Source organism: Gordonia sp. CPCC 205515, from assembly GCF_048537925.1.
In the GTDB taxonomy this organism is placed as follows: Bacteria; Actinomycetota; Actinomycetes; order Mycobacteriales; family Mycobacteriaceae; genus Gordonia.
Map to the genome: position 1 here is coordinate 177,360 of NZ_JBCLVJ010000002.1, position 22,507 is coordinate 199,866.

Sequence of the window (22,507 nt, forward strand, 5' to 3'; positions counted from 1 at the left end):
TTACTGTGTGGTCAGCACAGCGAAGGGGAGTGTCGCAATGCAGCCTGATCATGACGTGGTGATCGTGGGTGCCGGCTTCGGCGGGATGGGTGCGGCCATCGAGTTCCGGCGTCTGGGCATCGACAACATCGCGATCCTCGAACGCGAAGACGACCTCGGCGGTACCTGGCACGTCAACCACTATCCGGGGTTGGCCGTGGACATCGCGTCGGTCACCTACTCGTACTCCTTCGCGCCCAACCCGTACTGGTCGCGGATGTTCGCGCCCGGCACCGAACTCAAACGGTACGCCGAGCACATCGCCGATACCTACGATCTCAAGCGGCACATGGAGTTCGGCACCATCGTCGAGAGCGCGGAATGGGATGACGCCGAACAACTCTGGCAGGTCATCACCAGCGACGGCGCGGTACGCACCACCCGATATCTGGTGACCGCGACCGGATTCCTCTCCCAGCCGCACACCCCGGATCTGCCCGGCATGGACTCGTTCGCCGGCAGCGTGCTGCACACCGCGGCGTGGGACGACGGCCACGACCTCACCGGCGAGCGGGTGGCGATCATCGGCACCGGCGCCACCGCGGTGCAGCTGATCCCGGAGATCGCCGAGCGGGCAGACGAATTGACCGTCTTCCAGCGCACCCCGATCTGGGTGGTGCCCAAGCTCGACTTCCCGATTCCCGCCACGGTGCAGCGGCTGTTCGCCACCGTGCCGCTCACCCAACGCGCTGCGCGCCTGGTCAGCACCTCGCTGCTGGAACTGCTGATGGTGGTCGGGGTGCTGCACTACAAGCAGGCCAAACCCGGCAACAAGGCCGCCGCGTTGCTGGCCAAGGCGCATCTGCGCCGACAGGTCCGCGACCCCGACACCCGCCGCAAACTCACGCCGTCCTATGACTTCGGGTGCAAGCGTCCCACGTTCTCCAACACCTACTTCGCCGCGTTCAACCAACCGCACGTGACCCTGCAGACCAGTCCGATCGCCCGTGTCGAGGCCGACCGGATCGTCACTGCCGACGGCACCGAGACCGTGGTGGACACGCTGGTCCTCGCCACCGGATTCGATCTGTGGGACACCAATTTCCCGGCCATCCGCATCATCGGTCTCCAGGGCCGTGATCTGGGCCGCTGGTGGCGGGACAACCGATTCCAGGCCTACGAGGGCATCACCGTGCCGCGCTTCCCGAACCTGTTGTCGCTCAACAGTCCGTACTCCTACAGCGGACTCTCGTACTTCACCACCATCGAGTCCCAGATGAAACACATCCGCCGACTCTTCGGTGAACTCCGCCGCCGCGACACGTCGACCTTCGAGGTCACCGACGCCGCCAACGACGCCTTCCTCGCGCAGGTCACCGACGACCTGCAGTCGTCGGTCTTCTACACCGGCAACTGTGCGTCGGCGCGCAGCTACTACTTCAACCAGCACGGGGAGGCGGCGCTGCTGCGCCCGAACTCCACCCTGACGACGCTACGGGAGATGGACCGATTCCCGCTCGACGCCTACACGTATCGCTGAGGACCGGCGCATGGCCGCCGCTCGACCGTAAAGTTCGGTCATGCGCGCATGGGCGGTAACCAGTCCCGGTCCGATCGACGAGCGACCACTCGAGTTCATCGACAAACCCACCCCGACACCGGCCGCCGACGAACTCCTCGTGCGCGTCCTCGCGTGCGGCGTGTGCCGCACGGACCTGCACGTCAGCGAGGGCGACCTCCCGGTGCATCGTGAGCACGTCACGCCGGGTCACGAGGTGGTCGGTGAGGTCGTCGATCGCGGCGCCGACGTGCGTGACATCGAGATCGGCGCCCGAGTCGGCGTGGCGTGGCTGCGACGCACCGACGGGACCTGCGTCTACTGTCGGCGCGGCGACGAAAACCTCTGTCCCGCATCGCACTACACCGGCTGGGACGCCGACGGCGGGTACGCCGAATACACCACCGTGCCGGCCGCCTTCGCCTATCCGCTGCCCGACGACCTCGACACCGTCGCCGCCGCGCCACTGCTGTGCGCCGGCATCATCGGCTACCGAGCACTCAAACGCGCGAGCCGACCCGACGATTCAGCACTCGGCTTCGTAATCCCGGAACGGTTGGGGCTCTACGGATTCGGTGGCAGTGCCCACCTGTGCGCGCAGGTGGCCATCGCCCTCGGCGCCCGCGTACACGTCCTGACCCGCGGTGAGCAGGCGCGTGAACTCGCCCTCTCCCTGGGAGCGGCGTCGGCGGGCGACGCCTACGACGAGCCGCCTGAACCGCTCGACGCGGCCATCACCTTCGCGCCGGTGGGGGAGTTGGTGCCGGTCGCCCTGCGCGCACTGGACCGCGGTGGGGTGCTGTCCATCGCGGGCATCCACCTCTCGGACATCCCGGCGCTGAACTACGAGCGGGAACTGTTCTACGAGAAGGAGATTCGGTCGGTGACCGCCAACACCCGGGCCGACGGCCGCGAGTTCCTGGCGCTTGCCGCCCAGCACGGGGTGCAGCCCACCACCCACACCTATCCGCTGTCGGCGGCCCAGGACGCGCTCATCCACTTGAAGGCGGGGCGGTTCGACGGTGCCGCAGTGCTGGTGCCGGGGTGATCACACCGGCTCGAGCAACTCCGGCCCGTTGTTGGCGACCCGATTGACCAGCGGTGCCACCTCGCGGATGTCGATCTGTTCGGCGATGGTGTCGCTCGGCGGCGCGTACAGCGACTCGGGCGCCACCTGGTCGGGATCGAGCCAGGCGTCCCAGTTGTCGAACGGCATGATCAACGGCATCCGGTCATGCACCTCGCGCAGATGGCCGACGGCGTCGGTGGTGAGAATCGAGCAGCTCAACAGCGGTGCCTCGTCCTTGTCCGCGTCCTTGGGCCGCCACACCGACCACAGCCCGGCCATGAACAGCCGGGTGCCGTCGTGCGGGGACATGAAGAACGGGATCTTCGTCGGCTTGCCCTTGGCGTCCTCGGGTCCCTTGCGCCACTCGTACCAGCCGTCCATCGGGATCAGGCAGCGTTTGGATTTCACCGCGGCCCGAAACGAACTCTTCTCCCCGGCGGTCTCCGCGCGTGCGTTGAACAGCAGCGGTCCCTTGCCGATCTCCTTGGCCCACGGCGGCACCAGACCCCAGCGCATCGCGCGGACCCGCAGCGCCGGATCGTCGTCGGGTTCCTCGGGGGAGTGCCGATTGACGACGGTCATGATGGTCGTCGTCGGCGCCACGTTGTAGTTCTCGCCGACGCTTCGTGTGCTCTTCGCCTGCTCCTTGTCGGCGGCGCCGGCGTCGCCGCTCTCCTTGTCGGGAGAGTTCGCCGCCGGATCGAGCGGCACCGGCACCTCATTGACCGCATCGATCTCCGCGGCCAGTTTGGCCGGGTCCGTCGTCACCGCAAATCGTCCACACATACCGACCATCGTTCCACGGCATGCCGACAGCGGCCCGCGACCAGGGCGTTGAGCTGCTCAGACTGTCATCTGATCAGACGGCGATCTCGGCGACCACCGCACCCGTCGCGGCCACCAGATCGGCCGGGGCGAGCGCCACCTCCAGGCCACGCCGCCCGGCACTGCAATGCACCTGCGCCCAACTCATCGCCGACGCGTCGATCACCGTCGGCAGCGCCGTGCGCTGACCCAGCGGCGACACACCGCCGAACACATAGCCGGTCGAGCGGGTGACCGCCTTCTCCTGTGCCATCGTCGCCTTGCCCACGCCGCCGAAAACCTCGGCCAGCGCAGCGGCCGCAGCCTTCAGCGACAGCTTGCGCGGAACCGGCAGCACCGCGACGGCCAGGCTGCCCGACACGTCGATCACCAGCGTCTTGAAGACCTGGGCAGCCTCGACCCCGAGTTCGGCCGTCATCGCCGCAACGGCCTCGTCGCCGTAGTCGCGGCTGCGCGGATCGTGCGCATATCGGTGGACCGTGTGCGTGATGCCCGCCCGCTCGAGCGCGGCGATCGCCGGTGTCGCAGCCATGAGGCTCACACCCCTTTCCGTCAGTCGGTGGAACATTTGCCGCGGTCGGGCTGTTGTGTCGGGTGGCCACAGCGCCAACCAGCCCACTTCTCCCGACGCGGAAGGACGGTCGATCAGCCAGATGAGCACCACCGGACTGCTCGTACCCACACCATCGGTACATGATGCGCCGGCCCGACCCGACGTGACCCGACCCCACTCCGGGGCCGATGGCGCATCGGTAAGCTGGACCGACAGCGGACACGCGACACCTGATCCACGCTGGGTCATCGCGGCCCCGAACGGGCTGTCCGCGGATGCCGTCACCGAAGGGATCGTAGTGGCCGAACCCGAATCACCCGCCGAACCCGAATCACCTGGGGATCAGCCGACCGACGCGACGCCCGCGCGCGGTGGGGCCGGTTCGCAGGCGCCCGATCGCACCGACCCGAGTGAGACCCCCGCACAGCTGACCGAGCGGTTCGAGCGCGACGCGCTCCCGCTGCTGGATCAGATGTATGGCGCTGCACTGCGTATGACGCGCAACCCCGCCGATGCCGAAGATCTCGTGCAGGACACCTACATCAAGGCGTTCTCCGCGTTCTCGTCGTTCCGCGAGGGCACCAACCTCAAGGCCTGGCTGTATCGGATTCTGACCAACACCTACATCAACGGTTACCGCAAGAAGCAGCGGCAGCCCGCCCAGTACCCGACCGACGAGATCACCGACTGGCAGCTCGCGGCGACGGCCGAGCACACGTCGACCGGTCTTCGGTCGGCGGAGATCGAGGCCCTCGACGCGCTGCCCGACGATGACATCAAGGCGGCCCTGCAGGAACTCCCCGAGGATTTCCGGATGGCCGTCTACTACGCCGACGTGGAAGGGCTGCCCTACAAGGAGATCGCCGAGATCATGGACACCCCCATCGGCACCGTCATGTCGCGACTGCATCGTGGCCGTCGCCAACTGCGTGAACTGCTCGGTGACGTCGCCCGCGAGCGTGGCTTCAACCGCGCCGCACGTGCTGCGTCGGAGAGCGAGGTGGCCCGATGAGCACCGACGACGCCGATCCGGAATTCAGCAACCTCGACTGCTCGGCGGTCATCGCCGACGTCTGGCTGCTCCTGGACAACGAATGCGATCCGGGAGCCCGGACCCGACTGCAGGGTCATCTCGACAGCTGCCCGTCCTGCTTCGCCCATTACGGCATCGAGCAGCAGCTCAAGGCCCTGATCAACCGCAAATGCGGTGGTGATCAGGCACCCGACGGGCTGCGCGAACGGCTACGCATCGAGATCCGCAAGACCGTCGTCGTGCGCGAAACGACGCGCGGAACCGCCGACTGAGCACCGGGCACCGTCGACCCGAGTTTCCCGACGTGGGAGAATGGCTCCCGCAACCAGCACAAAAGGAGATCCGTCATGGGTAAGCGCGGACGTAAGAAGCGCGCTCGCAAGAAGAATGCCGCCAACCACGGTCGGCGTCCGAACTCCTGAACCCAGGTTCAGCCGAGTACGAGCGAAACATCGTCAGCGCCCGCTGTCGTGCACTCATCCAGCATGAGGAACGACGGCGGGCGCTCACGCGTTTTCGGCACCTGGTGGGTTATTTTTGATGCATGGCTGAAGACGTCGTGGCAGAAATCGTTGCTAGTGTTCTCGAGGTTCGCGCGACCCCCGGCCAGCAGGTCGACGTCGGCGACACCCTGTTCCTGCTCGAGTCGATGAAAATGGAAATCCCGGTTCTCGCAGAGGAACCCGGCACCATCGGCGACATCAAGGTGAAGGTCGGCGACGTCATCCAGGCCGGCGACATCATCGCGGTCTACCAGTAGGACGACTCGCCGTGGTTTGTCCGGCCGCATATCCGTGGGAGGCGTGAGCTGTCCACCCTGGCCGATCTCCTCGCCGAGCACACCCGACTCTCCGACGCGGCCGCCGGTCATCTGCAGCGGCTGGTCGCCGAATGGCAGCTGCTCGCCGACCTGTCCTTCGCCGACTTCCTACTCGCGGTGCGCACCGACGACGACGATGTCGTGACCGTCGCACAGTGCCGCCCCAACACGGCGTCGACGGTGTTTCCGCGCGACGAGGTCGGCGCCATCGTCACCGGTTCGGTGCGCGACCACCTCGGGCGGGCGTTCGTCGCCGATCGGGTCCTGCGTGACGAGGACCCGGAATGGTTGGGTGCGGTCGCCATTCGCCGGGAGGCGGTGCCCGTCGGCTTCCACGGCGCGGTCATCGCAGTCCTCACCCGAGCCGTGGATCTGACCCATCCACGACTGCCATCACCGCTGGAACTGGCCTACCAGGACTCGGCGAACGACCTGTGTCAGATGGTCGCCGACGGCACCTTCCCGTTGCAGGAGAGCAACACTCACGGCCTGTCGACACCGCGTGCGGGAGACGGATTCGTGCGTGTCGACGATCACGGCATGGTGGTCTACGCGAGTCCCAACGCGCTCTCGGCGTTTCACCGTATGGGGTGGACGGCGGAACTGACGCACACCAGGCTGTCGGAGGTGACCGCCTCGCTGCTCACCGATCCCTTCGAATCCGGTGACGTGGCGGTGATGATCGATGCCGCGGCCGGGGTACAGGCGGTACCGGCGGGACCGTACCGGGATGTGGGGATGCGGATGGAGGCCGATGCGCGTCGGGCCACCACATTGATCCGGTCGGTGCCGTTGCGTCCGCGCGGGGTGAGCCGCGGCGCCGTCGTCCTGATTCGCGACGTCACCGAGGTCAAGCGCCGGGATCGGGCGCTGATCAGCAAAGATGCGACGATCCGGGAAATCCACCATCGGGTGAAGAACAACCTGCAGTCGGTGTCGGCGCTGCTGCGGTTGCAGGCCCGACGTACCTCCAACCCCGAGGCGCGGGGCGCGCTCACCGAGGCCGTGCGCCGGGTCGCGTCGATTGCCCTTGTCCACGAACTGCTTTCGGGCAGTGTCGACGAAGAGGTCGATCTCGACGAGGTCGTCGACCGACTGGTCCCGATCCTCGTCGATGTCGCTTCCGGGGATACGCCGGTCACCGTCCGGCACGTCGATCGGCTCGGCGTGCTGCCGGCCGAATTCGCGATGCCGTTGGTGATGGTGCTCACCGAGATCATCCAGAACGCGATCGAGCACGGGTTCGCCGAAGGCGGAACCGACGCGGCCATCGTGATCGAGGCCGACCGCGACGTCCGCGCACTCCGCATAACGGTGCGCGACAACGGTTCCGGACTACCCGACGACTTCGACATCGCCAACTCGGATCGACTCGGACTGCAGATCGTGCAAACCCTCGTGTCGATCGAACTCGGCGGTGAACTCACCATGGGTCCCAATCCCGACGGGCCGGGAACCGTGGTGAACATGACCATCCCCCTGCGATGAAGATGTTTCCCCGCACAGACGAAGAGACCCGGCCAGGCCGGGTCTCTTTCGTGGTCGCCGTTGCGGCGGTGTCTTCCCCGTTTAGACGCTGCTCCGCGAGCGCGTACGTGCCGTACGCCGCTTGAGGGCCCGTCGTTCGTCTTCGCTCATGCCGCCCCAGACGCCGGCATCCTGACCGGACTCGAGTGCCCACGACAGGCATTCGGCCGTGACCGGGCAGCGCGCGCAGACGAGCTTCGCATCAGCGATCTGCGCAATCGCCGGACCGCTCGTCCCCACCGGGAAGAACAGTTCCGGATCCTCGTCGCGACAAATTGCCTTGTGACGCCAGTCCATTCCTAACTCCTTCACGTGCTCGTTTGAGCACCCCTCGACAACTACTATTTATGTCTTGTGTGTTGTGGCTGTAACCGCTGGTTCACGCGGACCCACCGAATGTTTCCGCGCTGTTGCTTGTGAATACTTTCACGAATCCAGGCGAAGTCAATGGGTTGTGTTTAACACGTGTGCAATATCACTGTCGCGCCCTACCACTTCGGGAGCACCCCTGGTGAGAGGGGGTGGTTGCACACGGTTGCGCACCGATGTATTACTCTACCCGCTTTGTTTCCTGTTGTTAATGAATTTCCGCAGGTAGTCGCAACAAATCTCTGGTGGTCTTGGAGTCACTCGTCGTAATCTGTGAGTCATGACACGACGACGATGTTGATCCGATCACACTCGACTAACGCTGTGGTCTGCGACAACAGCCATTGTCGAGGACGCCATCCCGCTCTATCCGCTCTACGCGGTGATGTTCGCCGACCCCGCTGTGGCCGGCCTCTCACCGGCGTCGATTTCTGTCCTTTTCATTCTGTGGTCGGTGTCGTCGTTCGTCTTCGAGATCCCCACCGGGATACTCGCCGATCGCGTGCCACGCCGACCGCTGCTGGTGCTCGGTCCGCTCCTCACCGGGGTCGGGTTCGCGCTGTGGACGTGGTGGCCGTCGTTTTCGATGTTCGCCCTCGGGTTCGTCTTGTGGGCGGCGGGTGGCTCGCTGCGTTCCGGGACGTTGCAGGCGCTGGTATTCGACACCCTGGCGGCGGTCGGGCGGGCCGAACGGTATGCGACGCTGACCGGTCGGATGCGGGCGATGCAGGCGATCGGCGTCGTCACCGGCACCGCACTGGCGGTGCCGCTGGCCGCCTGGGGCGGCTACCACGCGGTCGGCGCGGCGAGCGTTCTCGCGTGCGTGCTGTGCGCGGCCACCTCGGCGATGCTGCCCGAGCGCCGACCCGCACCGTCCGCCGGTGTCGACGATGAGGACGGGCAACCGATCGCGGAGCGACTCTCGGCGTCGGCGATCCTGCGTGACGCGCTGCGGCAATTGTCCATGCAGCCTGCGGTACGCCGGTGTCTGTTTCTGCTGATCGTGCTCACCTGGGTGGCGGCGCTCGACGAGTACCTGCCGTTGTTGGCCGACGAGATCTGGCCCGGGTCGGCACCGGGTGTCGCGCTGTTGATGGTGTTGATCGCGATCGGTGATGTCGCCGGTGGTCTCGCGGCCGCGCGCACCTCCGGAATTGATTGGCGACCAAAAAGATTCGCGATCTGGCTGGGTGTGGCGGCGTTGGCACTGGTGGTCGGCGCCGGGTGGGCGCACCCGGCGGGAATGGTGTTGGTGGCCTTTGCTTTCGGGGTGTTCGGCTGGTCGCTGGTGCAGGCCGACGCGATGCTGGCGCACCGGGTGTCCTCGGCGTCGCGGGCGACGATCACCTCGATCGCCGGCGTGGGGGAGGAGACGGTGGCGATCGCCGCGTTCGCGGGATGGGCCCTCGGCGCACAGTGGCTGCCGCCGACCGGGCTGTTCGTGATCGCCGCGGTGCCCTACCTGCTGCTGGCCCTGGTGATCTGGTTGGGCGCCACCACCGACAGGGCCGACGTGCGATAACCGAACTCCAGCAGGGTGTGCGCGCCGACGTAGTCACCGTCCATCTGCACGTCGATCGGCTCGGCCGCGCGGAAGCGGACCCAGGCCACGTCATCGTCGCGGTAGAGGTGGCGCGCCTTGGGTGGACGATGCGTGAGCAGTCGCGCGGCGAGCGGCAGGTTGGCCCACACGCCGGTCGATGTCGCGGCGAATAATCCCAGCCGGGTGTCGAACCCGGTCTTCGGGTTGGTGCGGATCTCGTATTTGCCCAGGTAGGTCCACGGGCTGGTATTGGAGACGAACCCGAAGCGGACCCCTGGGACCGGCTCGTGGTCGGGCACCTCGACGGTGAATGTGTCCTGGCTGCCGGCGTGGGAGAAAAACGAGCTGATCGTCGTCCACAGATAGCGGCCGGGGGTGGCGGCCTTGCCCGCATGGCGCTTGGTCTCCATCGCGTGCACGACGACGGCATCCATGCCCATCCCGGTGTTGAACAGGAACCAGCGGTGCTGGGTGTGGCCCAGCCCGATCCGACGTTGCTGCCCGGAGTCGAGCAGTTCGATGATCTGGCTGGTCGCGGCCAGCGGATCGGCGGCGATGCCCAGGGTGCGGGCGAACACGTTGGCGCTACCGCCCGGGATCACCCCGAGGGTCGGCAGTCGGCGATCGTCGCCGAACACGTCCACGGTGGGATCCGGGGCACCCAGCAAACCGTTGACCACCTCGTTCACCGAGCCGTCGCCGCCGTGCACGATGACCGCGTCGACACCGTCGGCCACCGCGCGTTCGGCGAGCTCGCCGGCGTGACCGCGGTGGGTGGTGTGCTCGACGTCGAGCGAGAAATGCGAGCTCAGCGTATGGACCAGTGCGTCCCGGCCGGCCGGTGTGGTCGCCGTGGCGAATGGATTGACGATGAGCATGACGCGCACGACAACCCAGAGTATTGGGTCCGGCGTTGTGACGTGCACCCGCCTGCGCACCGGACGCCCGCCAATCCCTCGCAGTGGCGTGGCGAGACACGCCCTAGGCTGGACCCGTGAGTGATCAGAGGGGCCGCGACGCGGAGACCGCCGGTACGCAGAACCGAGGTGGCGACGACGTGACCGGACGACCGCCGTCGCCGGTGCGGATCGCGGGTGCGGTGACCGCGCTCGAGGGTGTCATTGCGATCGTCGTCGCGGTGATCCTGGCGATCCGGGAGGCCGCCGGACACAAAGAGGCGGCGATCAGCGGGTACGGCACCGCCGCCTGGTTCGGCATCATCGGCGCCGGCGTCCTGGTGGGCGGGCTGGCGTTGCTGACCGGACGTCGGTGGGGGCGGGCGATCGCGGTGGTGGCGCAGATCCTGCTACTGCCGGTCGCCTACGCCCTGCTGACCGACAGTCACCAGCCGTTCATCGGGGTGCCGTTGGGCATCGTCGCGCTCGCGGTTCTCGTGTTGATCTTCAGTCCCGCCTCGGTGCGGTGGCTGGCAGGCGAATACGGGCCGGAATAAAACTCTCCGTCGTTCTTGTGACGCATTTCAACACCGAATAATCCGGTGATGGGTCGTACAGTATTGGCCATGACCCGCATGCTGGCCGTTGCCAATCAAAAGGGCGGCGTGGCCAAGACCACGACCGTCGCGTCGTTGGGTGCCGCACTGGCCGATCTCGACGTCTCGGTGCTCGTCGTCGATCTGGATCCGCAAGGCTGCCTTACCTTTTCGCTCGGACATGATCCGGACCAACTCGAGGCGTCGGTGCACGACGTGCTCCTCGGGGAGGAGGAGATCGCCGACGTCCTGCTCGACACCGAGGACAACGTCACCCTGTTGCCGGCCACCATCGACCTCGCCGGCGCCGAAGCGTTGCTGCTGATGCGGCCGGGACGGGAGTACGCGCTCAAGCGGGCGCTGGCCGAAATCGCCGAGGATTACGACGTCATCCTCATCGACTGCCCGCCGTCGCTCGGTGTGCTCACCCTCAACGGCTTGACGGCCGCCGACGAGGTGATGGTGCCACTGCAGTGTGAGACCCTGGCCCATCGCGGTGTCGGGCAACTGCTGCGCACGGTCAAAGAGGTACAGCAGATCACCAACTCGGACCTGACCATGCTCGGCGCGGTGGCCACCCTGTTCGACGCGCGGACCACCCACAGTCGCGACGTGCTCTCCGACGTCGCCGACCGCTACGAACTTCCCGTGCTCGACCCGCCGATCCCGCGTACCGTTCGGTTCGCGGAGGCGTCGGCATCGGGTACCTCGGTGATGCGTGGCCGAAAGAACAAGGGCGCCACCGCATATCGCGATCTGGCCGAGAACCTCTGGAAGCATTGGGAGGCCGGCAGTCCGGTGCGGACCTTCGACGAGAGCTGAGTTCTTACGCGCGACCGTAAGCGGTGACCTGATCGCCTCGCTGCTCGACGATGGTGTCGCCGAGAACCCGCAGGTTCACCGGTTGATCGTCGCGCCCCTCGCGGGTCACGGGTATCGCGCGGACCTCGCGTCCGTTGGCCGCGTCCCGCACGCTGATACCGGTCGCGGTCGGCAGGAGCAGGAAACCACCCATCAGGTCGCCGGCCCCGATCGCGCCGGGCACCTGATAGATCGGGCGCCCCGTCGAGGTGTTCACCACCACCGTCGCCTTGCCGGTGAAGTAGGTGGTCAATCCGGTGGTGGCGATGGGTACCGAGTTCGCGGGCGGGGCGGTGTCGCCGTCGACGCTGTTGTTGGCCGAGGGTGCTCCGTCGGTGGTGAACTGCCGGATCGCGGCCGGCACCGGGCCCGGCGTCGTCGATGGGGCGGGTGGGTTGGCGCCGCCGTCGTAGACGGCGATCGCCGAGGTGCTCATCGAGACCACCACCGGTGGCGGGCCGTCGGTCCCATCGGTGATCACCGACGACCCGTACTGCTGGACCTGCTCGTCCTTGTTCAGGACCGCGCCGAGCACCGTCAGCCGATAGCCGCGGTCGCCGTCGCAGCGTTCGATGACCGCGATCCGATCACCGCCGACGATCGACGAAAACAGACGGCAGCCGTGCCGATCCGGTTGCACATCGGGCTTCACCGGCGCCTCGATGCGACCGTATTCAATGCCCCGCACCAGATTCGAACCCCACGTCTCGAGGCGGGTACTCCCTTGGGAGACAACGTAACCCGAGTCCGAGGTCAGAGTGACCCGGCCGTCTGCCTCGCTGCTGCGGCTGCCCTCTCGGTGACCGCTGGACCCGTCGAGTGCAGTGATCTCGCCGCAGCCGCGGGAGTTGCGGTAGGCCGCGAGCACCTCGTTGGTGCTCGACGGCCAGGCGGCGATGATCGCGCAGACCGGCAGATCCCGCTGATAGCGCCACACCTGGCGCCCGGTCGTCGGGTCGCGCCCTTCCACGGTGCCGGCGTCGGCGGTGACCACCAGCGACCGGCTCAGCGCCGGCATGCGGGTGGCCGACGACCGCGCATGCCAGAGCGGGGTCACCCGATCGGGCACGGTGGTCGCGGCCGACACACTCGGTACCGCGCCGGCGGCCTGCACGCTGTCGGTGTGCCGTACCGGGCTGTTGAGCCAGACGACGACACCCACGATGAGCACGACCGCCACGATGGCAGCACTGACGGCCAGGTCGATCGGCGTGCGCCGTTCGGGTGTGAGACGTGCCACGCGAGTGCGGTGGAGCTACTCGGCGGCCGAGGTGGTGGCGGTGGCCGGTGCGGCCGCGTCGGTGTTGTGCTTGGCGCCACCCCGACGACGGCGACGGCGCCGCGGCTTGTCCGACGTCTCGCCGGACTGCTCCGAGGCCGATTCGGTCGAGGCGGTATCGGTACCGGTGGTCTCACCGGTGCCCTCGGACGCCTGTCCGCCGCGGGTGCGGCGACGCTGGCGCGTCGACTTGGGTCGTTCGCTGCGCGGCCGACGTTCGACGCGCTTCTCGTCGGGGTCGGACTCGCGGCGCGGTGCGGCGATGCGGCCGGTGGCCGAGGCAGGCACGTTCAGTTCGGTCTGCAGGGTTTCCGACGTCGAATACGTTTCCTCGGGCTCGGGCACGCCGAGCTTGAGGGCCGAGTTGATCAGCTCCCAGCGGTGCAGCTCGTCCCAGTCGACGAGGGTGATCGCGATGCCGGTGCGGCCCGCGCGGCCGGTGCGGCCGATGCGGTGCACGTAGGTCTTGTCGTCCTCGGGGCACTGGTAGTTGATGACGTGGGTGACATCGTCGATGTCGATACCGCGGGCGGCGACGTCGGTGGCGACGAGGACGTCGATGGCGCCCGTACGGAACTTCTTCAGCGCCTTCTCCCGGGCGATCTGCCCGAGGTCACCGTGCACGGCACCGACGGAGAATCCGCGTTCGGCGAGATCGTCGGCGACCTTCTGCGCGGTCCGCTTGGTGCGGGTGAAGATCATCGTCGCGCCGCGGCCCTCGGCCTGCAGGATGCGGGCGACGAGTTCGGCCTTGTCCAGGGCATGCGCCCGGTAGATGTACTGGGTGGTGCGTTCGTGGATCGCCGAGTCGTTGGCGTGCTCGGCGCGGATGTGCGTCGGGCGGTTCAGGAAGGTCCGGGCCAAGGTGACGATCGGTCCGGGCATCGTCGCCGAGAACAGCATGGTCTGGCGCGGGGTGGGCAGCGCCGACATGATGCGTTCGATGTCGGGCAGGAAGCCCAGGTCGAGCATCTCATCGGCCTCGTCGAGGACCAGGACCGCGACCTTGCCCAGGATCAGATGACCCTGCTGCGCCAGATCGAGCAGTCGGCCCGGGGTGCCGACGACGACGTCGATGCCGCCCCGGAGGTCGGCGATCTGCGAATCGTAGGGGCGGCCGCCGTAGATGGAGGTGATCTTCAGCGGGCGCACGGTGCCGTCGGCCAGGGTCACGTCCGTCAGGTTCTTGGCGGCCACCTCGAGGTCGCCGGTGACCTGCAGGCAGAGCTCGCGGGTCGGCACGATGATCAGTGCGCGGGGGGTGTTGTCCAGCGCGCGCAGGCCGCTGGCCTCGGCGTTGGCCAGGCGGTGCAGCAACGGCACGCCGAACCCGAAGGTCTTGCCCATGCCGGTGCGGGCCTGCCCGATGAGATCGTCGCCGGCCAGGGCCAGCGGCAGGGTGAGTTCCTGGATGGCGAAGGTGTGGGTCTTGCCGTCGGCGGTCAGTGCCGACACGATGCGGTCGTCGACGCCGAGTTCGGCGAAGGTGGGGGAGGTGTGCTCCTCGTCGACGATCGTTGTCTGCACGTCGTCGTCGGATGTTGTTCCGGTCGTTGCGATGGAATCGCTCATGATGTTCGGTTATGCCTTTCTCGCATGTCCCGCACGCACGAAAGGCACCACGGGAATCTCGCGAGTCGGCTCGCGTGAAAGGGGAAGTCGGTCGAGAGAAATGAACCGTTCCGCCGCTGTGGTGGCCAGGCGGACCGCCCGCGTCGAGATGTGGCGGGCAATCCGCGCCGAGTGCGCGCACATTGTCTGGTGTCCGCGTGCGTGGTCGAGGTCGGTCAGCGCTACCGCCGACATGGTTTCGACACGTTCGCGTCAGTACACCGTTGATCAGTGTACTTGGTGTACGCACCCTGCCCGCCTACCATCTCCTGCATGTCATCAGCGTCACTGCAGCCCGATTCCTCGTCCGACGCCACCAACGGCGCGGTGACCAAGCTCTTCGCAGTCTTGTTGGCGGGCGAATACTCGGCGTTCTATCGGCTCATCGAGGAGTCGAAGATGGCACCGGATGTGGCGAGTCAGATCGCCATCGCGCGGATGGCGGCGTCCGAGATCCACCACTTCGATGTGCTCGCCGCCCAGGTCAGCGCACGTGGACTGGACCCGACGGCATCGGTGGAACGCTATCGGTCGGTGTTCGATCAGTACCACTCGGCGACGACCCCCAAGACCTGGTACGAGTCGCTTGTCAAGGCCTATGTCGGCGACGGCCTGGCCGCCGACTTCTACACCGAGCTGGCCGGGGTGCTGCCCGGAGACGCGCAGACCGTCATCGCGCAGGTGATGTCGCAGACCAGCAGTTCGCACTTCGCGCGCGAGCAGGTAACCGCCGCGGTCACGCGCGACCCGTCGCTGAAATCGCCGCTCACCCTGTGGGGTCGTCGACTGCTCGGCGAGGCCATCACCCACGCGCAGTGGGTGCTCGCTGCCGAGGAGGAGGTCACCGACCTGCTCTTCGCCGAGGCCGCGTCGTTGCAGGGGGTGGCGAGCTTCTTCGACGCCATCGCCGCCGAACACGCCAAACGCATGAGCGACCTCGGCCTGGGCTGAGCGCGGGCACGCGCATCAATCGGGCGGCGCGAAGTCCGCGGTTCCGCTGTGAGCGGAGCCGGTGTCGCCGGCGCGGGCGGCTCAACTAGCCTGGGTCCGCACGGAGAAGATCGTCGAATGGGAGAAGGGCGGCCATGACCGTTGAAGTGAAGATCGGCATCACCGACAGCCCGCGAGAGCTGTCCATCCAGTCGGCACTCACCAGCGACGAGGCCTACGCCGCGGTCGAGGCCGCACTGAACGGCAAGCAGTCGCTGCTCTCGCTGACCGACGACAAGGGTGCGCGGTACCTGATCCCGGTCACCAAGATCGCCTATGTCGAGGTCGGCAGCACTGAGAACCGTCGCGTCGGTTTCGGAGCCGTCTGAGGCTGACTCAGCGCAGTCAGCTCGCTGACCAAGAAGTTCTTCCCCCTGCTTTGCGTTCTTCCCCCGTATGGGCGGAAGAACGGAAAGCAGGGGGAAGAACCGTCTGTGCGTCGCTATTACTCGCCCGCCGGCGCCGCCGACGCTTCGTTCTCGAGGATCGGCACGTGCGAGAGTCCGCCCCACAGCAGCGCGACGGTGGTGTCCACCGCGGTCTGCTTGTCGACCGGGCGTTTCGCCTCCAGCCAGTAACGGGCGTTGACCTGACTCGCGCCGACCAGGCCGGCCGCCAGCATCCGCGATCGGTAGGGATCGAGTCCGGAGTCGTGCATGACGAGGCCGTAGACGGCGTCGACACACGCTTCGGTGGCGCCGTCGACGCGGCGGATCACCGCCGGGTCCATCGCGTCCGAGGAGAAGATCAGTCGGTACCCGGAGTTGTCCTGATCGATGAAATCGAAGAACGCCTGGACCGCCGCGCGGACCCGCTGCCGGTTGTCGGTGGTCGTCAGCAACGCCGCGTTGACATCGCTCACCAGCTTTTCCGCATGGGAGTCGACGACCGCGATGTACAGGTCTAGTTTTGATGGAAAGTGTTGGTAGAGGACAGGTTTGCTGACTCCGGCGTGCACCGCGATCTCGTCCATGCCGGCGGAGTGATAGCCGCGCTCCACAAAGATCTCGCTGGCCGCCTCGAGTAACTGCATCCGGCGGGCGCTGCGGGGCAGACGAGTGCTGCGGCCCGCGCCCGGCGAGGGGTTCGTGGCGGTCGACATGCGTCGAGCGTACTCGCGGCGTGAGCGTCGTCGGTTACACATGCCGCGATCTGGCGAATGGGTTACCCGATGATCGATCTGACCTGTGAGAAGGTGGACCCTGTGAGTCACCCAGGACACGGGTCGACCCCCGGTGACAATGGGGTCGGCGGTGCGCGTGCGCGCACCCAGGACGCGGCATCGGACACTTTGGCTGCGGATCGGGTCCAGTCACGCCCACGTCCTGACCAGCCGTTGCGCGCCCGCTGGGATCCGACCGATGATCACGGACGTCCGCGTGTGGACAGGTCGGCGCAGCCCGAGCGCAAGAAGCAGAGTGCACTCGGACGGTTCGTTGCCACCTACGGCTGGCGGGCATACGCGATCCCGGTGCTCCTGGTGTTGACCATCGTGCTCATCGTGGTGACCATCCGCAACGGTTCGAGCTCCGCCGTCGTCCCGGCGGCCGACGTCAAACCCGACGCCGCGGCCCGCAACACCGACGTGAGCAAGGAGACCAAGCCGGTCGGTGCGCCGTCGGGAACGGTCAAGGTGGCGTCACTACCGGCGGCCACCCTGCCCGCCGGTGGGACCTACACCAAAGAGGGCAAAGAGGTCTACCACGTGGTCCCGGGCACCACCAAGCAGGTCGGCACCGGCGGACAGGTCTACACCTACACCGTGGAGGTCGAAGACGGCCTGTCACCGACCGACTTCGGCAGCGACCGGGCATTCGGGAAGATGGTCGACTCGACGCTGGCCAATCCGCGCAGCTGGATCGGTGGCGGCCAGGTCTCGTTCCGGCGCATCGACCGTGGTGAGCCCGACCTGCGGATCACCCTGGCGTCGTCGCACACCGCGCGGGAACTCTGCGGCTACCAGATCCAGCTCGAGACGTCCTGCTTCTATCCGCCGGAGAAGCGGGTCACCCTGAACGAGGCGCGGTGGGTGCGGGGCGCCCAGTCCTACCAGGGCGACGACCTGCTCTACCGGCAGTACCTCATCAATCACGAGACCGGCCATGGCATCGGTTACGAGAGTCACGAACCGTGCAAGGAGAACGGCGCGCTCGCGCCGATCATGATGCAGCAGTCGTTCGGCGTCGCCAACAGCCAGATCATGGCACTCGACCCCGACATGAAAGCCAACCCGGCCTACGTCTGCACACCGAATCCCTGGCCGTTTCCGACCAAGTGAGAGGCTTCGCCGACCGCGTCACGGAATGACCTGGCCCGTGCGAGGGTTGACTAACGACAGTCGCACAACAGTCATGTCTATTGGAGGCGCCCGTGTCGTCGTTACCCCCGCTGGTGGAACCTGCAGCGGAACTGTCCAACGAAGAGGTGGCCCGCTATAGCCGCCACCTGATCATTCCGGACGTCGGAATGGACGGTCAGAAGCGCCTGAAGAATGCCAAGGTGCTCGTGATCGGTGCCGGTGGCCTCGGGTCGCCCACCCTGCTCTACCTGGCTGCGGCCGGCGTGGGCACCATCGGCATCGTCGAGTTCGACGTCGTCGACGAATCCAACCTGCAGCGTCAGGTCATCCACGGGCAGTCCGACATCGGCCGCCCGAAGGCCGAGAGCGCCCGGGACTCGATCACCGAGATCAACCCCTACGTCACGGTCAACCTCCACGATCAGCGTCTGGAACCCGAGGGCGCGATCGAGCTGTTCAGCCAGTACGACCTCATACTCGACGGCACCGACAACTTCGCCACCCGCTACCTGGTCAACGACGCGGCGGTGCTCGCGCACAAGCCGTACGTCTGGGGCTCGATCTACCGGTTCGAGGGTCAGGCGTCGGTGTTCTGGGAAGATGCCCCCGACGGCCGCGGCCTCAACTATCGCGACCTGTATCCGCAGGCCCCGCCGCCCGGCATGGTGCCCTCGTGCGCCGAGGGCGGTGTGCTCGGCATCCTGTGCGCGTCGATCGGCTCGATCATGGGTACCGAGGCCATCAAGCTGATCTGCGGCATCGGGGAACCGTTGCTCGGTCGACTGATGGTGTACGACGCCCTGGACATGACCTACCGCACGATCAAGATCCGCAAGGACCCGGAGGGCGAGCGGATCGCCGGGCTCATCGACTACGACGACTTCTGCGGTGTGGTGTCCACCGAAGCCGCCGACGCCGCGGCCGGCTCGACCGTCACCGCCGCCGAACTCAAGGAGAAGATCGACGCCGGCGAGAAGCTCGCGCTGATCGACGTGCGGGAACCCGTCGAATGGGAGATCGTGCGCATCGACGGAGCGACGCTGATCCCCAAGGACGAGATCCTCTCCGGTGCCGGACTCGCGAAGGTGCCGCAGGACCGGCCGACGGTGCTCTACTGCAAGACCGGTGTGCGGTCCGCCGAGGTACTCGCCGCGCTCAAGCGGGCCGGGTTCGCCGATGCCACGCACCTGCAGGGCGGGGTCACGGCGTGGGCGAACCAGGTCGACAAGAGCCTGCCCGTCTACTGACCTCGCAGAACTCGGCGTGACCTGGTCCGCGTCGTTACCGGCTTCCTGCAGGTTCGCTGGGTAATCTCTGCAGGCGTGAACACCGTCGAGCCGCCCGAGCATGTGCTGAACACGTTCGGGTTGACCGCCCACCCACCGATCCAGATGGGCGATTCGTGGATCGGTGGCTGGCGGGTCGGCGAAGTGGTGCTGTCCCTGGTACCCGATCACGCCCGCGCGGCGTGGTCGGCGACGGTCCGCGAGTCGCTCTACGTCGAAGGCTTGCGGATCGCCCGCCCGTTCCGTGCCACCGATGGACGCTACGTGGTGTCCGGGTGGCGGGCGGACACTTATATCGCCGGCACCCCGGAACCGCGGCACGACGAGGTGGTGTTGGTCGCCGACCGACTGCATGAGGCCACCGCGTCATTGGAGCGTCCGCGCTTCCTGCTGCAGTCACCCGCCCCGCCGCACACCGACGTCGATGTCTTCACCGCCGCCGACCGCGCCGCGTGGGAAGACGTTCCGCTCCGCTCCGCGCGTGCCGCCGGGATGGGTGAACCCACCTCGCCGGACGGGGTGGAGAGCGTGAAGATGCTGAAAACGCTTGCCACGCTTCGTAAGAACGTGGACCTGCCGTCGCAGGTGGTGCACGGGGACCTGTTCGGCACGGTGCTGTTCGCCGGTGCCGCCGCGCCCGGCATCACCGATATCGTGCCCTACTGGCGGCCGGCGCCCTGGGCCGCGGCGGTCGTCGTCGTGGATTCCCTGGCCTGGGGCGGTGCCGACGACGAACTCATCGACCGCTGGTCGGATCAACCCGAATGGCCGCAGATGATGTTGCGCGCCACCATGTTCCGGCTCGCCGTGCATGCACTGCACCCGCGTGCCACCTCTGGGGCGTTGCCTGGACTCGAGCGGGTGGTCGACCTCGTTCGGTTGATGCTGTAGCTCAGGGCTGCCATCGGCACTCGCGCAACGTGACCTTGCCGTCGCGCATCGGCACGCCTTCCGCGCGTAGGCGATCGAGTTGGCGGGTGGCCAGATGCGGTGACGGTTTGCCGCTCGCCGAGATCACCCGGTGCCACGGGAGGTCGGCCGAATCGGTCCGCATGATCCACCCGACGATCCTCGGACTCGACAACCCCACGGCCGCAGCGAGATCGCCATAGGTCGTGACCATCCCCTCCGGGATCGCCGCCACCAGCGCCCGCACCTGCTCGACGTCGTCGTCGGAGATCGCGGCCATCTCAGGCCTGGTCGAACATCGATCGGACGAGTTGCGCCGTCAACTCCGGCGCGAGGAACGGCACCATGTGGCCACAGTCGGCGTGGATCACCGTCACCTCGCGTTGTGCGGCAACGGCTTCCAGGAACTCGGCGCGGACGAACGGTGGATCCACCTGATCGGCGACGACCACTACTGTTGGCAATCCCGCTGGTGGCAGGACGAGGGCGCCGGCAATCTCGCTCCACGCCGCCGCAGCCGCCGGCGCGCACACTCGCCACCCGACCCGCCCGTTCGGCAGCTCAATCAGGTGGTCGCCGATCTCCTTGTCCAGCAATCGATCCGGAACCTGCGCCCATCCTTCGGAGCGCTTGGCGGCGCGGGCGGCGGCGGCATCGGCGTAATCCCAATTCGCCAGCGAGTCGGTTGCCACTTCCAATGCCCAGGCCGGGTCGAGACCCTGCGCCGGATCGAGCAGTACCAGTCCCGATACCCGCTCGGAGCCAAGCCGATTCGCGAGTCGGATGGCCAGCGCCCCGCCGAACGAATGTCCGACGAGGACCAACGGCTGCGCTGCGAGGTGTTCATCGACGACCTCGGCCAGCGCGTCGACGTGGGCGGTGAACGACCACGGCGGCACCCACGGCGAATGGCCGTGCCCCAGCAGATCGGGGGCGATGACGCGCATGTCGGGCAGGAACTCGGCGGCCAGCGCCTCCCACCGGCGGCCGTGGCCGGTCAGCCCGTGGACGGCCAGGACGGTCGGGGCGCCGGGGGAGTCGGGGCCGAAGAACTCGGTGTGCAACGACATGCCGCCATCTTGCCGTAGCGGAACCTAACGGACCCCGCGCACCTTGCGGATGACGATCGCGCCGAGCAAGGCGAAGACCGCCGACGCCAGGTACAGGGCGACGAAGTTGCCGTCGGCGCTGGTGCTGAGGATGCCGAACGCCGGGATCGCCAGGAACGCCGGTGCGATGGCCGGGGCCAGTGCGGGCGGCACCGTGTTGGCGACGTTGAACAGTCCCATCGCGCGGGCCGTGTCGTTCTGATCCGGGATGACCTCGGTGACCAGGGCGAGATCGACGGCCAGGTAGATGCCCTCACCGATGCCGGTGATCGCCATGCCGATGAGGAACAGCGGCAGGGAGTGGGCGAGTGCAATGGCGATCATGCCGCCCGCGTAGATGGCCGCACCGGCGGCGACGAACACCTTGCGGCGGCCGATGCGGTCGGACAACTTGCCGGCGATCGGGCTGAACGCGAACGTGAACGCGTAGTGCACGGCCGAGGAGATCGCGACGATCCCGGCGACCGTCTCCATCGTGTAATGCAGCTGATTCACCAGGTAGAGCAGCTGATAACCGACCAGGATCGCGGTGCCCATGAACAGCAGGAACCGGCTGAGCCAGGTCCAGCCGAAGTCGGGGTGCTTACGTGGACTGATCCAATAGCTGCGCAGCAGCCAGGACAGACTGAAGGCGGGCTGGGCGGCGGCGACCTGGGGGTCGAGGCGGCGGTCGTCGAGCACGGTCAGCAACCATCCGGTACCGATCACCATGAGCACGCACGGCCCGACGAACATGGCCACCGGTCCGTGCGTGGCCAGCATCGGGGTCAGCGCCGCGCCGGCCACCGCACCCACCGGCACGCACATCCCGGCCAGGCCGGACACCCAGCCCCGCTGGGCGGGCGGAACCTGATCGGGGATGAGCGCGATCAGCGCCGCGAGCACGGAGAACGCGCCCGCGATACCGATCAGATAGCCGACCAGGATGCCGGGCACCGAACTCGACAGCGCCAACAGCGTAAAGCCGAGCACCGACACGATTGTGCCGCCCACGATCCACGGGGTGCGCATACCGAATCGGGAGCGGGTCCGGTCGGACAGCGCGCCGACGATCGGGTTGGTCAGCAATGCCACGATGCCGCCGGCACCGAGCACCAGGGACAGGGCAGTCGCCCGTTGGCCCTGGGGCAGGATGTCGGCCAGGCGTAGCGACATGGACACGATGGGCGGGGTCAGATAGGCGATCCAGAACCCCACGTAGGTCAACAGGAACGCGGCGAGCAGCTTCTTGCTCAGCGAGTGCGGGACCGCCGGACCCGTTGGCGGACCGATCGCGTCGGGCGCTCGAGTGGTGAGGGGCGGCAGATTGTCGGATACCGACATGTGTGACCTCCGGGGCTGACTGGTCGAAAATGTGATCTGAAGCATTCTCAGTAGCCGAAGCAGCCTTCCGGA

25 protein-coding genes are annotated in these 22,507 nt (G+C 67.2%); 15 read left to right on the top strand and 10 right to left on the bottom strand.

What is annotated here, in order from left to right; translation table 11 throughout:
• Positions 1 to 37: 37 nt before the first annotated feature.
• A complete protein-coding gene (locus AAFP30_RS01035; RefSeq protein WP_419227971.1) occupies positions 38 to 1,519 on the top strand; it encodes a flavin-containing monooxygenase in 1,482 nt (493 codons plus the stop codon).
• 40 nt (positions 1,520 to 1,559) lie between these two features.
• Positions 1,560 to 2,585 carry a zinc-binding alcohol dehydrogenase family protein gene (locus AAFP30_RS01040; protein WP_419227972.1) on the top strand — a complete coding sequence of 342 codons (1,026 nt, stop codon included), beginning with the start codon at positions 1,560 to 1,562 and terminating at the stop codon, positions 2,583 to 2,585.
• On the opposite strand, the gene AAFP30_RS01045 is transcribed toward AAFP30_RS01040, so the two are convergent.
• Complete coding sequence (locus tag AAFP30_RS01045) at positions 2,586 to 3,392, bottom strand: SOS response-associated peptidase (RefSeq protein ID WP_419227973.1); 807 nt, start codon at positions 3,390 to 3,392, stop codon at positions 2,586 to 2,588. It abuts the gene before it with no gap.
• A 73-nt stretch (positions 3,393 to 3,465) separates the two neighbouring features.
• Positions 3,466 to 3,963, bottom strand: a complete 498-nt coding sequence (locus tag AAFP30_RS01050) for an aminoacyl-tRNA deacylase (RefSeq protein ID WP_419227974.1) — start codon at positions 3,961 to 3,963, stop codon at positions 3,466 to 3,468.
• A 121-nt stretch (positions 3,964 to 4,084) separates the two neighbouring features.
• Between AAFP30_RS01050 and AAFP30_RS01055 the strand changes: the two genes are divergently transcribed.
• The 5 genes from AAFP30_RS01055 to AAFP30_RS01075 all read left to right on the top strand — a co-directional run bounded on the left by AAFP30_RS01055 (position 4,085) and on the right by AAFP30_RS01075 (position 7,325).
• Positions 4,085 to 4,996 carry a sigma-70 family RNA polymerase sigma factor gene (locus tag AAFP30_RS01055; protein WP_419227975.1) on the top strand — a complete coding sequence of 304 codons (912 nt, stop codon included), beginning with the start codon at positions 4,085 to 4,087 and terminating at the stop codon, positions 4,994 to 4,996.
• Positions 4,993 to 5,289 carry a mycothiol system anti-sigma-R factor gene (rsrA, locus tag AAFP30_RS01060; protein ID WP_419227976.1) on the top strand — a complete coding sequence of 99 codons (297 nt, stop codon included), beginning with the start codon at positions 4,993 to 4,995 and terminating at the stop codon, positions 5,287 to 5,289. Before AAFP30_RS01055 ends, rsrA begins: the two co-directional genes overlap by 4 nt.
• A 75-nt stretch (positions 5,290 to 5,364) precedes the next feature.
• Positions 5,365 to 5,439 (top strand): 50S ribosomal protein bL37, encoded by a 75-nt coding sequence (locus AAFP30_RS01065; RefSeq protein WP_373279550.1) that lies wholly within the window; start codon positions 5,365 to 5,367, stop codon positions 5,437 to 5,439.
• 122 nt (positions 5,440 to 5,561) lie between these two features.
• A complete protein-coding gene (locus AAFP30_RS01070; protein WP_419227977.1) occupies positions 5,562 to 5,777 on the top strand; it encodes a biotin/lipoyl-binding carrier protein in 216 nt (71 codons plus the stop codon).
• 48 nt (positions 5,778 to 5,825) lie between these two features.
• Entirely contained in the window at positions 5,826 to 7,325 is a 1,500-nt protein-coding gene (locus AAFP30_RS01075; RefSeq protein ID WP_419228627.1) for a sensor histidine kinase, read from the top strand.
• 81 nt (positions 7,326 to 7,406) lie between these two features.
• Here AAFP30_RS01075 and AAFP30_RS01080 read toward each other — a convergent pair whose 3' ends face one another.
• Positions 7,407 to 7,661 (bottom strand): WhiB family transcriptional regulator, encoded by a 255-nt coding sequence (locus AAFP30_RS01080; protein WP_419227978.1) that lies wholly within the window; start codon positions 7,659 to 7,661, stop codon positions 7,407 to 7,409.
• Between the two features lie 457 nt (positions 7,662 to 8,118).
• Between AAFP30_RS01080 and AAFP30_RS01085 the strand changes: the two genes are divergently transcribed.
• Entirely contained in the window at positions 8,119 to 9,255 is a 1,137-nt protein-coding gene (locus tag AAFP30_RS01085) for an MFS transporter (protein ID WP_419228629.1), read from the top strand.
• On the opposite strand, the gene AAFP30_RS01090 is transcribed toward AAFP30_RS01085, so the two are convergent.
• Positions 9,192 to 10,163, bottom strand: coding sequence for a diacylglycerol/lipid kinase family protein (locus AAFP30_RS01090; protein WP_419227979.1), 972 nt, complete (start codon positions 10,161 to 10,163; stop codon positions 9,192 to 9,194). The genes AAFP30_RS01085 and AAFP30_RS01090 overlap by 64 nt on opposite strands.
• A 170-nt stretch (positions 10,164 to 10,333) precedes the next feature.
• On the opposite strand from AAFP30_RS01090, the gene AAFP30_RS01095 reads away from it, so the two are divergent.
• Both AAFP30_RS01095 and AAFP30_RS01100 read left to right on the top strand, forming a co-directional pair.
• Positions 10,334 to 10,729, top strand: a complete 396-nt coding sequence (locus AAFP30_RS01095) for a hypothetical protein (protein WP_419228630.1) — start codon at positions 10,334 to 10,336, stop codon at positions 10,727 to 10,729.
• A gap of 69 nt (positions 10,730 to 10,798) precedes the next feature.
• On the top strand, positions 10,799 to 11,590 hold the full coding sequence (locus tag AAFP30_RS01100) for a ParA family protein (RefSeq protein WP_419227980.1): 792 nt from the start codon (positions 10,799 to 10,801) through the stop codon (positions 11,588 to 11,590).
• A 4-nt stretch (positions 11,591 to 11,594) separates the two neighbouring features.
• On the opposite strand, the gene AAFP30_RS01105 is transcribed toward AAFP30_RS01100, so the two are convergent.
• The gene (locus AAFP30_RS01105; RefSeq protein WP_419227981.1) at positions 11,595 to 12,869 is read right to left on the bottom strand and encodes a hypothetical protein; all 1,275 of its coding nucleotides are present in this window, start codon (positions 12,867 to 12,869) and stop codon (positions 11,595 to 11,597) included.
• A gap of 15 nt (positions 12,870 to 12,884) precedes the next feature.
• Positions 12,885 to 14,480, bottom strand: coding sequence for a DEAD/DEAH box helicase (locus AAFP30_RS01110; protein ID WP_419227982.1), 1,596 nt, complete (start codon positions 14,478 to 14,480; stop codon positions 12,885 to 12,887).
• A 312-nt stretch (positions 14,481 to 14,792) separates the two neighbouring features.
• Between AAFP30_RS01110 and AAFP30_RS01115 the strand changes: the two genes are divergently transcribed.
• Together AAFP30_RS01115 and AAFP30_RS01120 are read left to right on the top strand one after the other, a co-directional pair.
• Positions 14,793 to 15,470, top strand: coding sequence for a ferritin-like fold-containing protein (locus tag AAFP30_RS01115; protein WP_419227983.1), 678 nt, complete (start codon positions 14,793 to 14,795; stop codon positions 15,468 to 15,470).
• Positions 15,471 to 15,604: 134 nt separating this feature from the next.
• Positions 15,605 to 15,838: a DUF3107 domain-containing protein gene (locus AAFP30_RS01120; protein ID WP_419227984.1), complete on the top strand. Its 234-nt coding sequence runs from the start codon at positions 15,605 to 15,607 to the stop codon at positions 15,836 to 15,838.
• Positions 15,839 to 15,954: 116 nt separating this feature from the next.
• On the opposite strand, the gene AAFP30_RS01125 is transcribed toward AAFP30_RS01120, so the two are convergent.
• Positions 15,955 to 16,611, bottom strand: a complete 657-nt coding sequence (locus tag AAFP30_RS01125; RefSeq protein WP_419227985.1) for a TetR/AcrR family transcriptional regulator — start codon at positions 16,609 to 16,611, stop codon at positions 15,955 to 15,957.
• Positions 16,612 to 16,713: 102 nt separating this feature from the next.
• On the opposite strand from AAFP30_RS01125, the gene AAFP30_RS01130 reads away from it, so the two are divergent.
• The 3 genes from AAFP30_RS01130 (at position 16,714) to AAFP30_RS01140 (ending at position 19,985) form a co-directional block, all read left to right on the top strand.
• Positions 16,714 to 17,787, top strand: a complete 1,074-nt coding sequence (locus AAFP30_RS01130; protein WP_419227986.1) for a DUF3152 domain-containing protein — start codon at positions 16,714 to 16,716, stop codon at positions 17,785 to 17,787.
• 92 nt (positions 17,788 to 17,879) lie between these two features.
• Positions 17,880 to 19,055, top strand: coding sequence for an adenylyltransferase/sulfurtransferase MoeZ (moeZ, locus tag AAFP30_RS01135; protein WP_419227987.1), 1,176 nt, complete (start codon positions 17,880 to 17,882; stop codon positions 19,053 to 19,055).
• A 75-nt stretch (positions 19,056 to 19,130) separates the two neighbouring features.
• Entirely contained in the window at positions 19,131 to 19,985 is an 855-nt protein-coding gene (locus AAFP30_RS01140; RefSeq protein WP_419227988.1) for a TIGR02569 family protein, read from the top strand.
• A 1-nt stretch (position 19,986) separates the two neighbouring features.
• Here AAFP30_RS01140 and AAFP30_RS01145 read toward each other — a convergent pair whose 3' ends face one another.
• From AAFP30_RS01145 to AAFP30_RS01155, 3 genes are read right to left on the bottom strand one after another with little or no spacing between them, the layout of a single operon-like run.
• Positions 19,987 to 20,283 carry an MGMT family protein gene (locus tag AAFP30_RS01145; RefSeq protein ID WP_419227989.1) on the bottom strand — a complete coding sequence of 99 codons (297 nt, stop codon included), beginning with the start codon at positions 20,281 to 20,283 and terminating at the stop codon, positions 19,987 to 19,989.
• Between the two features lies 1 nt (position 20,284).
• Positions 20,285 to 21,073, bottom strand: coding sequence for an alpha/beta fold hydrolase (locus AAFP30_RS01150; RefSeq protein WP_419227990.1), 789 nt, complete (start codon positions 21,071 to 21,073; stop codon positions 20,285 to 20,287).
• Between the two features lie 24 nt (positions 21,074 to 21,097).
• Entirely contained in the window at positions 21,098 to 22,435 is a 1,338-nt protein-coding gene (locus tag AAFP30_RS01155) for an MFS transporter (RefSeq protein ID WP_419227991.1), read from the bottom strand.
• Positions 22,436 to 22,507: the final 72 nt, after the last annotated feature.

Bases quoted from the DNA above. Each gene is read 5' to 3' on its own strand.
- AAFP30_RS01035 (WP_419227971.1), top strand. From the start codon at position 38: ATGCAGCCTGATCATGACGTGGTGATCGTGGGTGCCGGCTTCGGCGGG.
- AAFP30_RS01040 (WP_419227972.1), top strand. From the start codon at position 1,560: ATGCGCGCATGGGCGGTAACCAGTCCCGGTCCGATCGACGAGCGACCA.
- AAFP30_RS01045 (WP_419227973.1), bottom strand. From the start codon at position 3,392: ATGTGTGGACGATTTGCGGTGACGACGGACCCGGCCAAACTGGCCGCG.
- AAFP30_RS01050 (WP_419227974.1), bottom strand. From the start codon at position 3,963: ATGGCTGCGACACCGGCGATCGCCGCGCTCGAGCGGGCGGGCATCACG.
- AAFP30_RS01055 (WP_419227975.1), top strand. From the start codon at position 4,085: ATGAGCACCACCGGACTGCTCGTACCCACACCATCGGTACATGATGCG.
- rsrA (WP_419227976.1), top strand. From the start codon at position 4,993: ATGAGCACCGACGACGCCGATCCGGAATTCAGCAACCTCGACTGCTCG.
- AAFP30_RS01070 (WP_419227977.1), top strand. From the start codon at position 5,562: ATGGCTGAAGACGTCGTGGCAGAAATCGTTGCTAGTGTTCTCGAGGTT.
- AAFP30_RS01080 (WP_419227978.1), bottom strand. From the start codon at position 7,661: ATGGACTGGCGTCACAAGGCAATTTGTCGCGACGAGGATCCGGAACTG.
- AAFP30_RS01085 (WP_419228629.1), top strand. From the start codon at position 8,119: ATGTTCGCCGACCCCGCTGTGGCCGGCCTCTCACCGGCGTCGATTTCT.
- AAFP30_RS01100 (WP_419227980.1), top strand. From the start codon at position 10,799: ATGACCCGCATGCTGGCCGTTGCCAATCAAAAGGGCGGCGTGGCCAAG.
- AAFP30_RS01110 (WP_419227982.1), bottom strand. From the start codon at position 14,480: ATGAGCGATTCCATCGCAACGACCGGAACAACATCCGACGACGACGTG.
- AAFP30_RS01115 (WP_419227983.1), top strand. From the start codon at position 14,793: ATGTCATCAGCGTCACTGCAGCCCGATTCCTCGTCCGACGCCACCAAC.
- AAFP30_RS01120 (WP_419227984.1), top strand. From the start codon at position 15,605: ATGACCGTTGAAGTGAAGATCGGCATCACCGACAGCCCGCGAGAGCTG.
- AAFP30_RS01125 (WP_419227985.1), bottom strand. From the start codon at position 16,611: ATGTCGACCGCCACGAACCCCTCGCCGGGCGCGGGCCGCAGCACTCGT.
- AAFP30_RS01145 (WP_419227989.1), bottom strand. From the start codon at position 20,283: ATGGCCGCGATCTCCGACGACGACGTCGAGCAGGTGCGGGCGCTGGTG.
- AAFP30_RS01150 (WP_419227990.1), bottom strand. From the start codon at position 21,073: ATGTCGTTGCACACCGAGTTCTTCGGCCCCGACTCCCCCGGCGCCCCG.
- AAFP30_RS01155 (WP_419227991.1), bottom strand. From the start codon at position 22,435: ATGTCGGTATCCGACAATCTGCCGCCCCTCACCACTCGAGCGCCCGAC.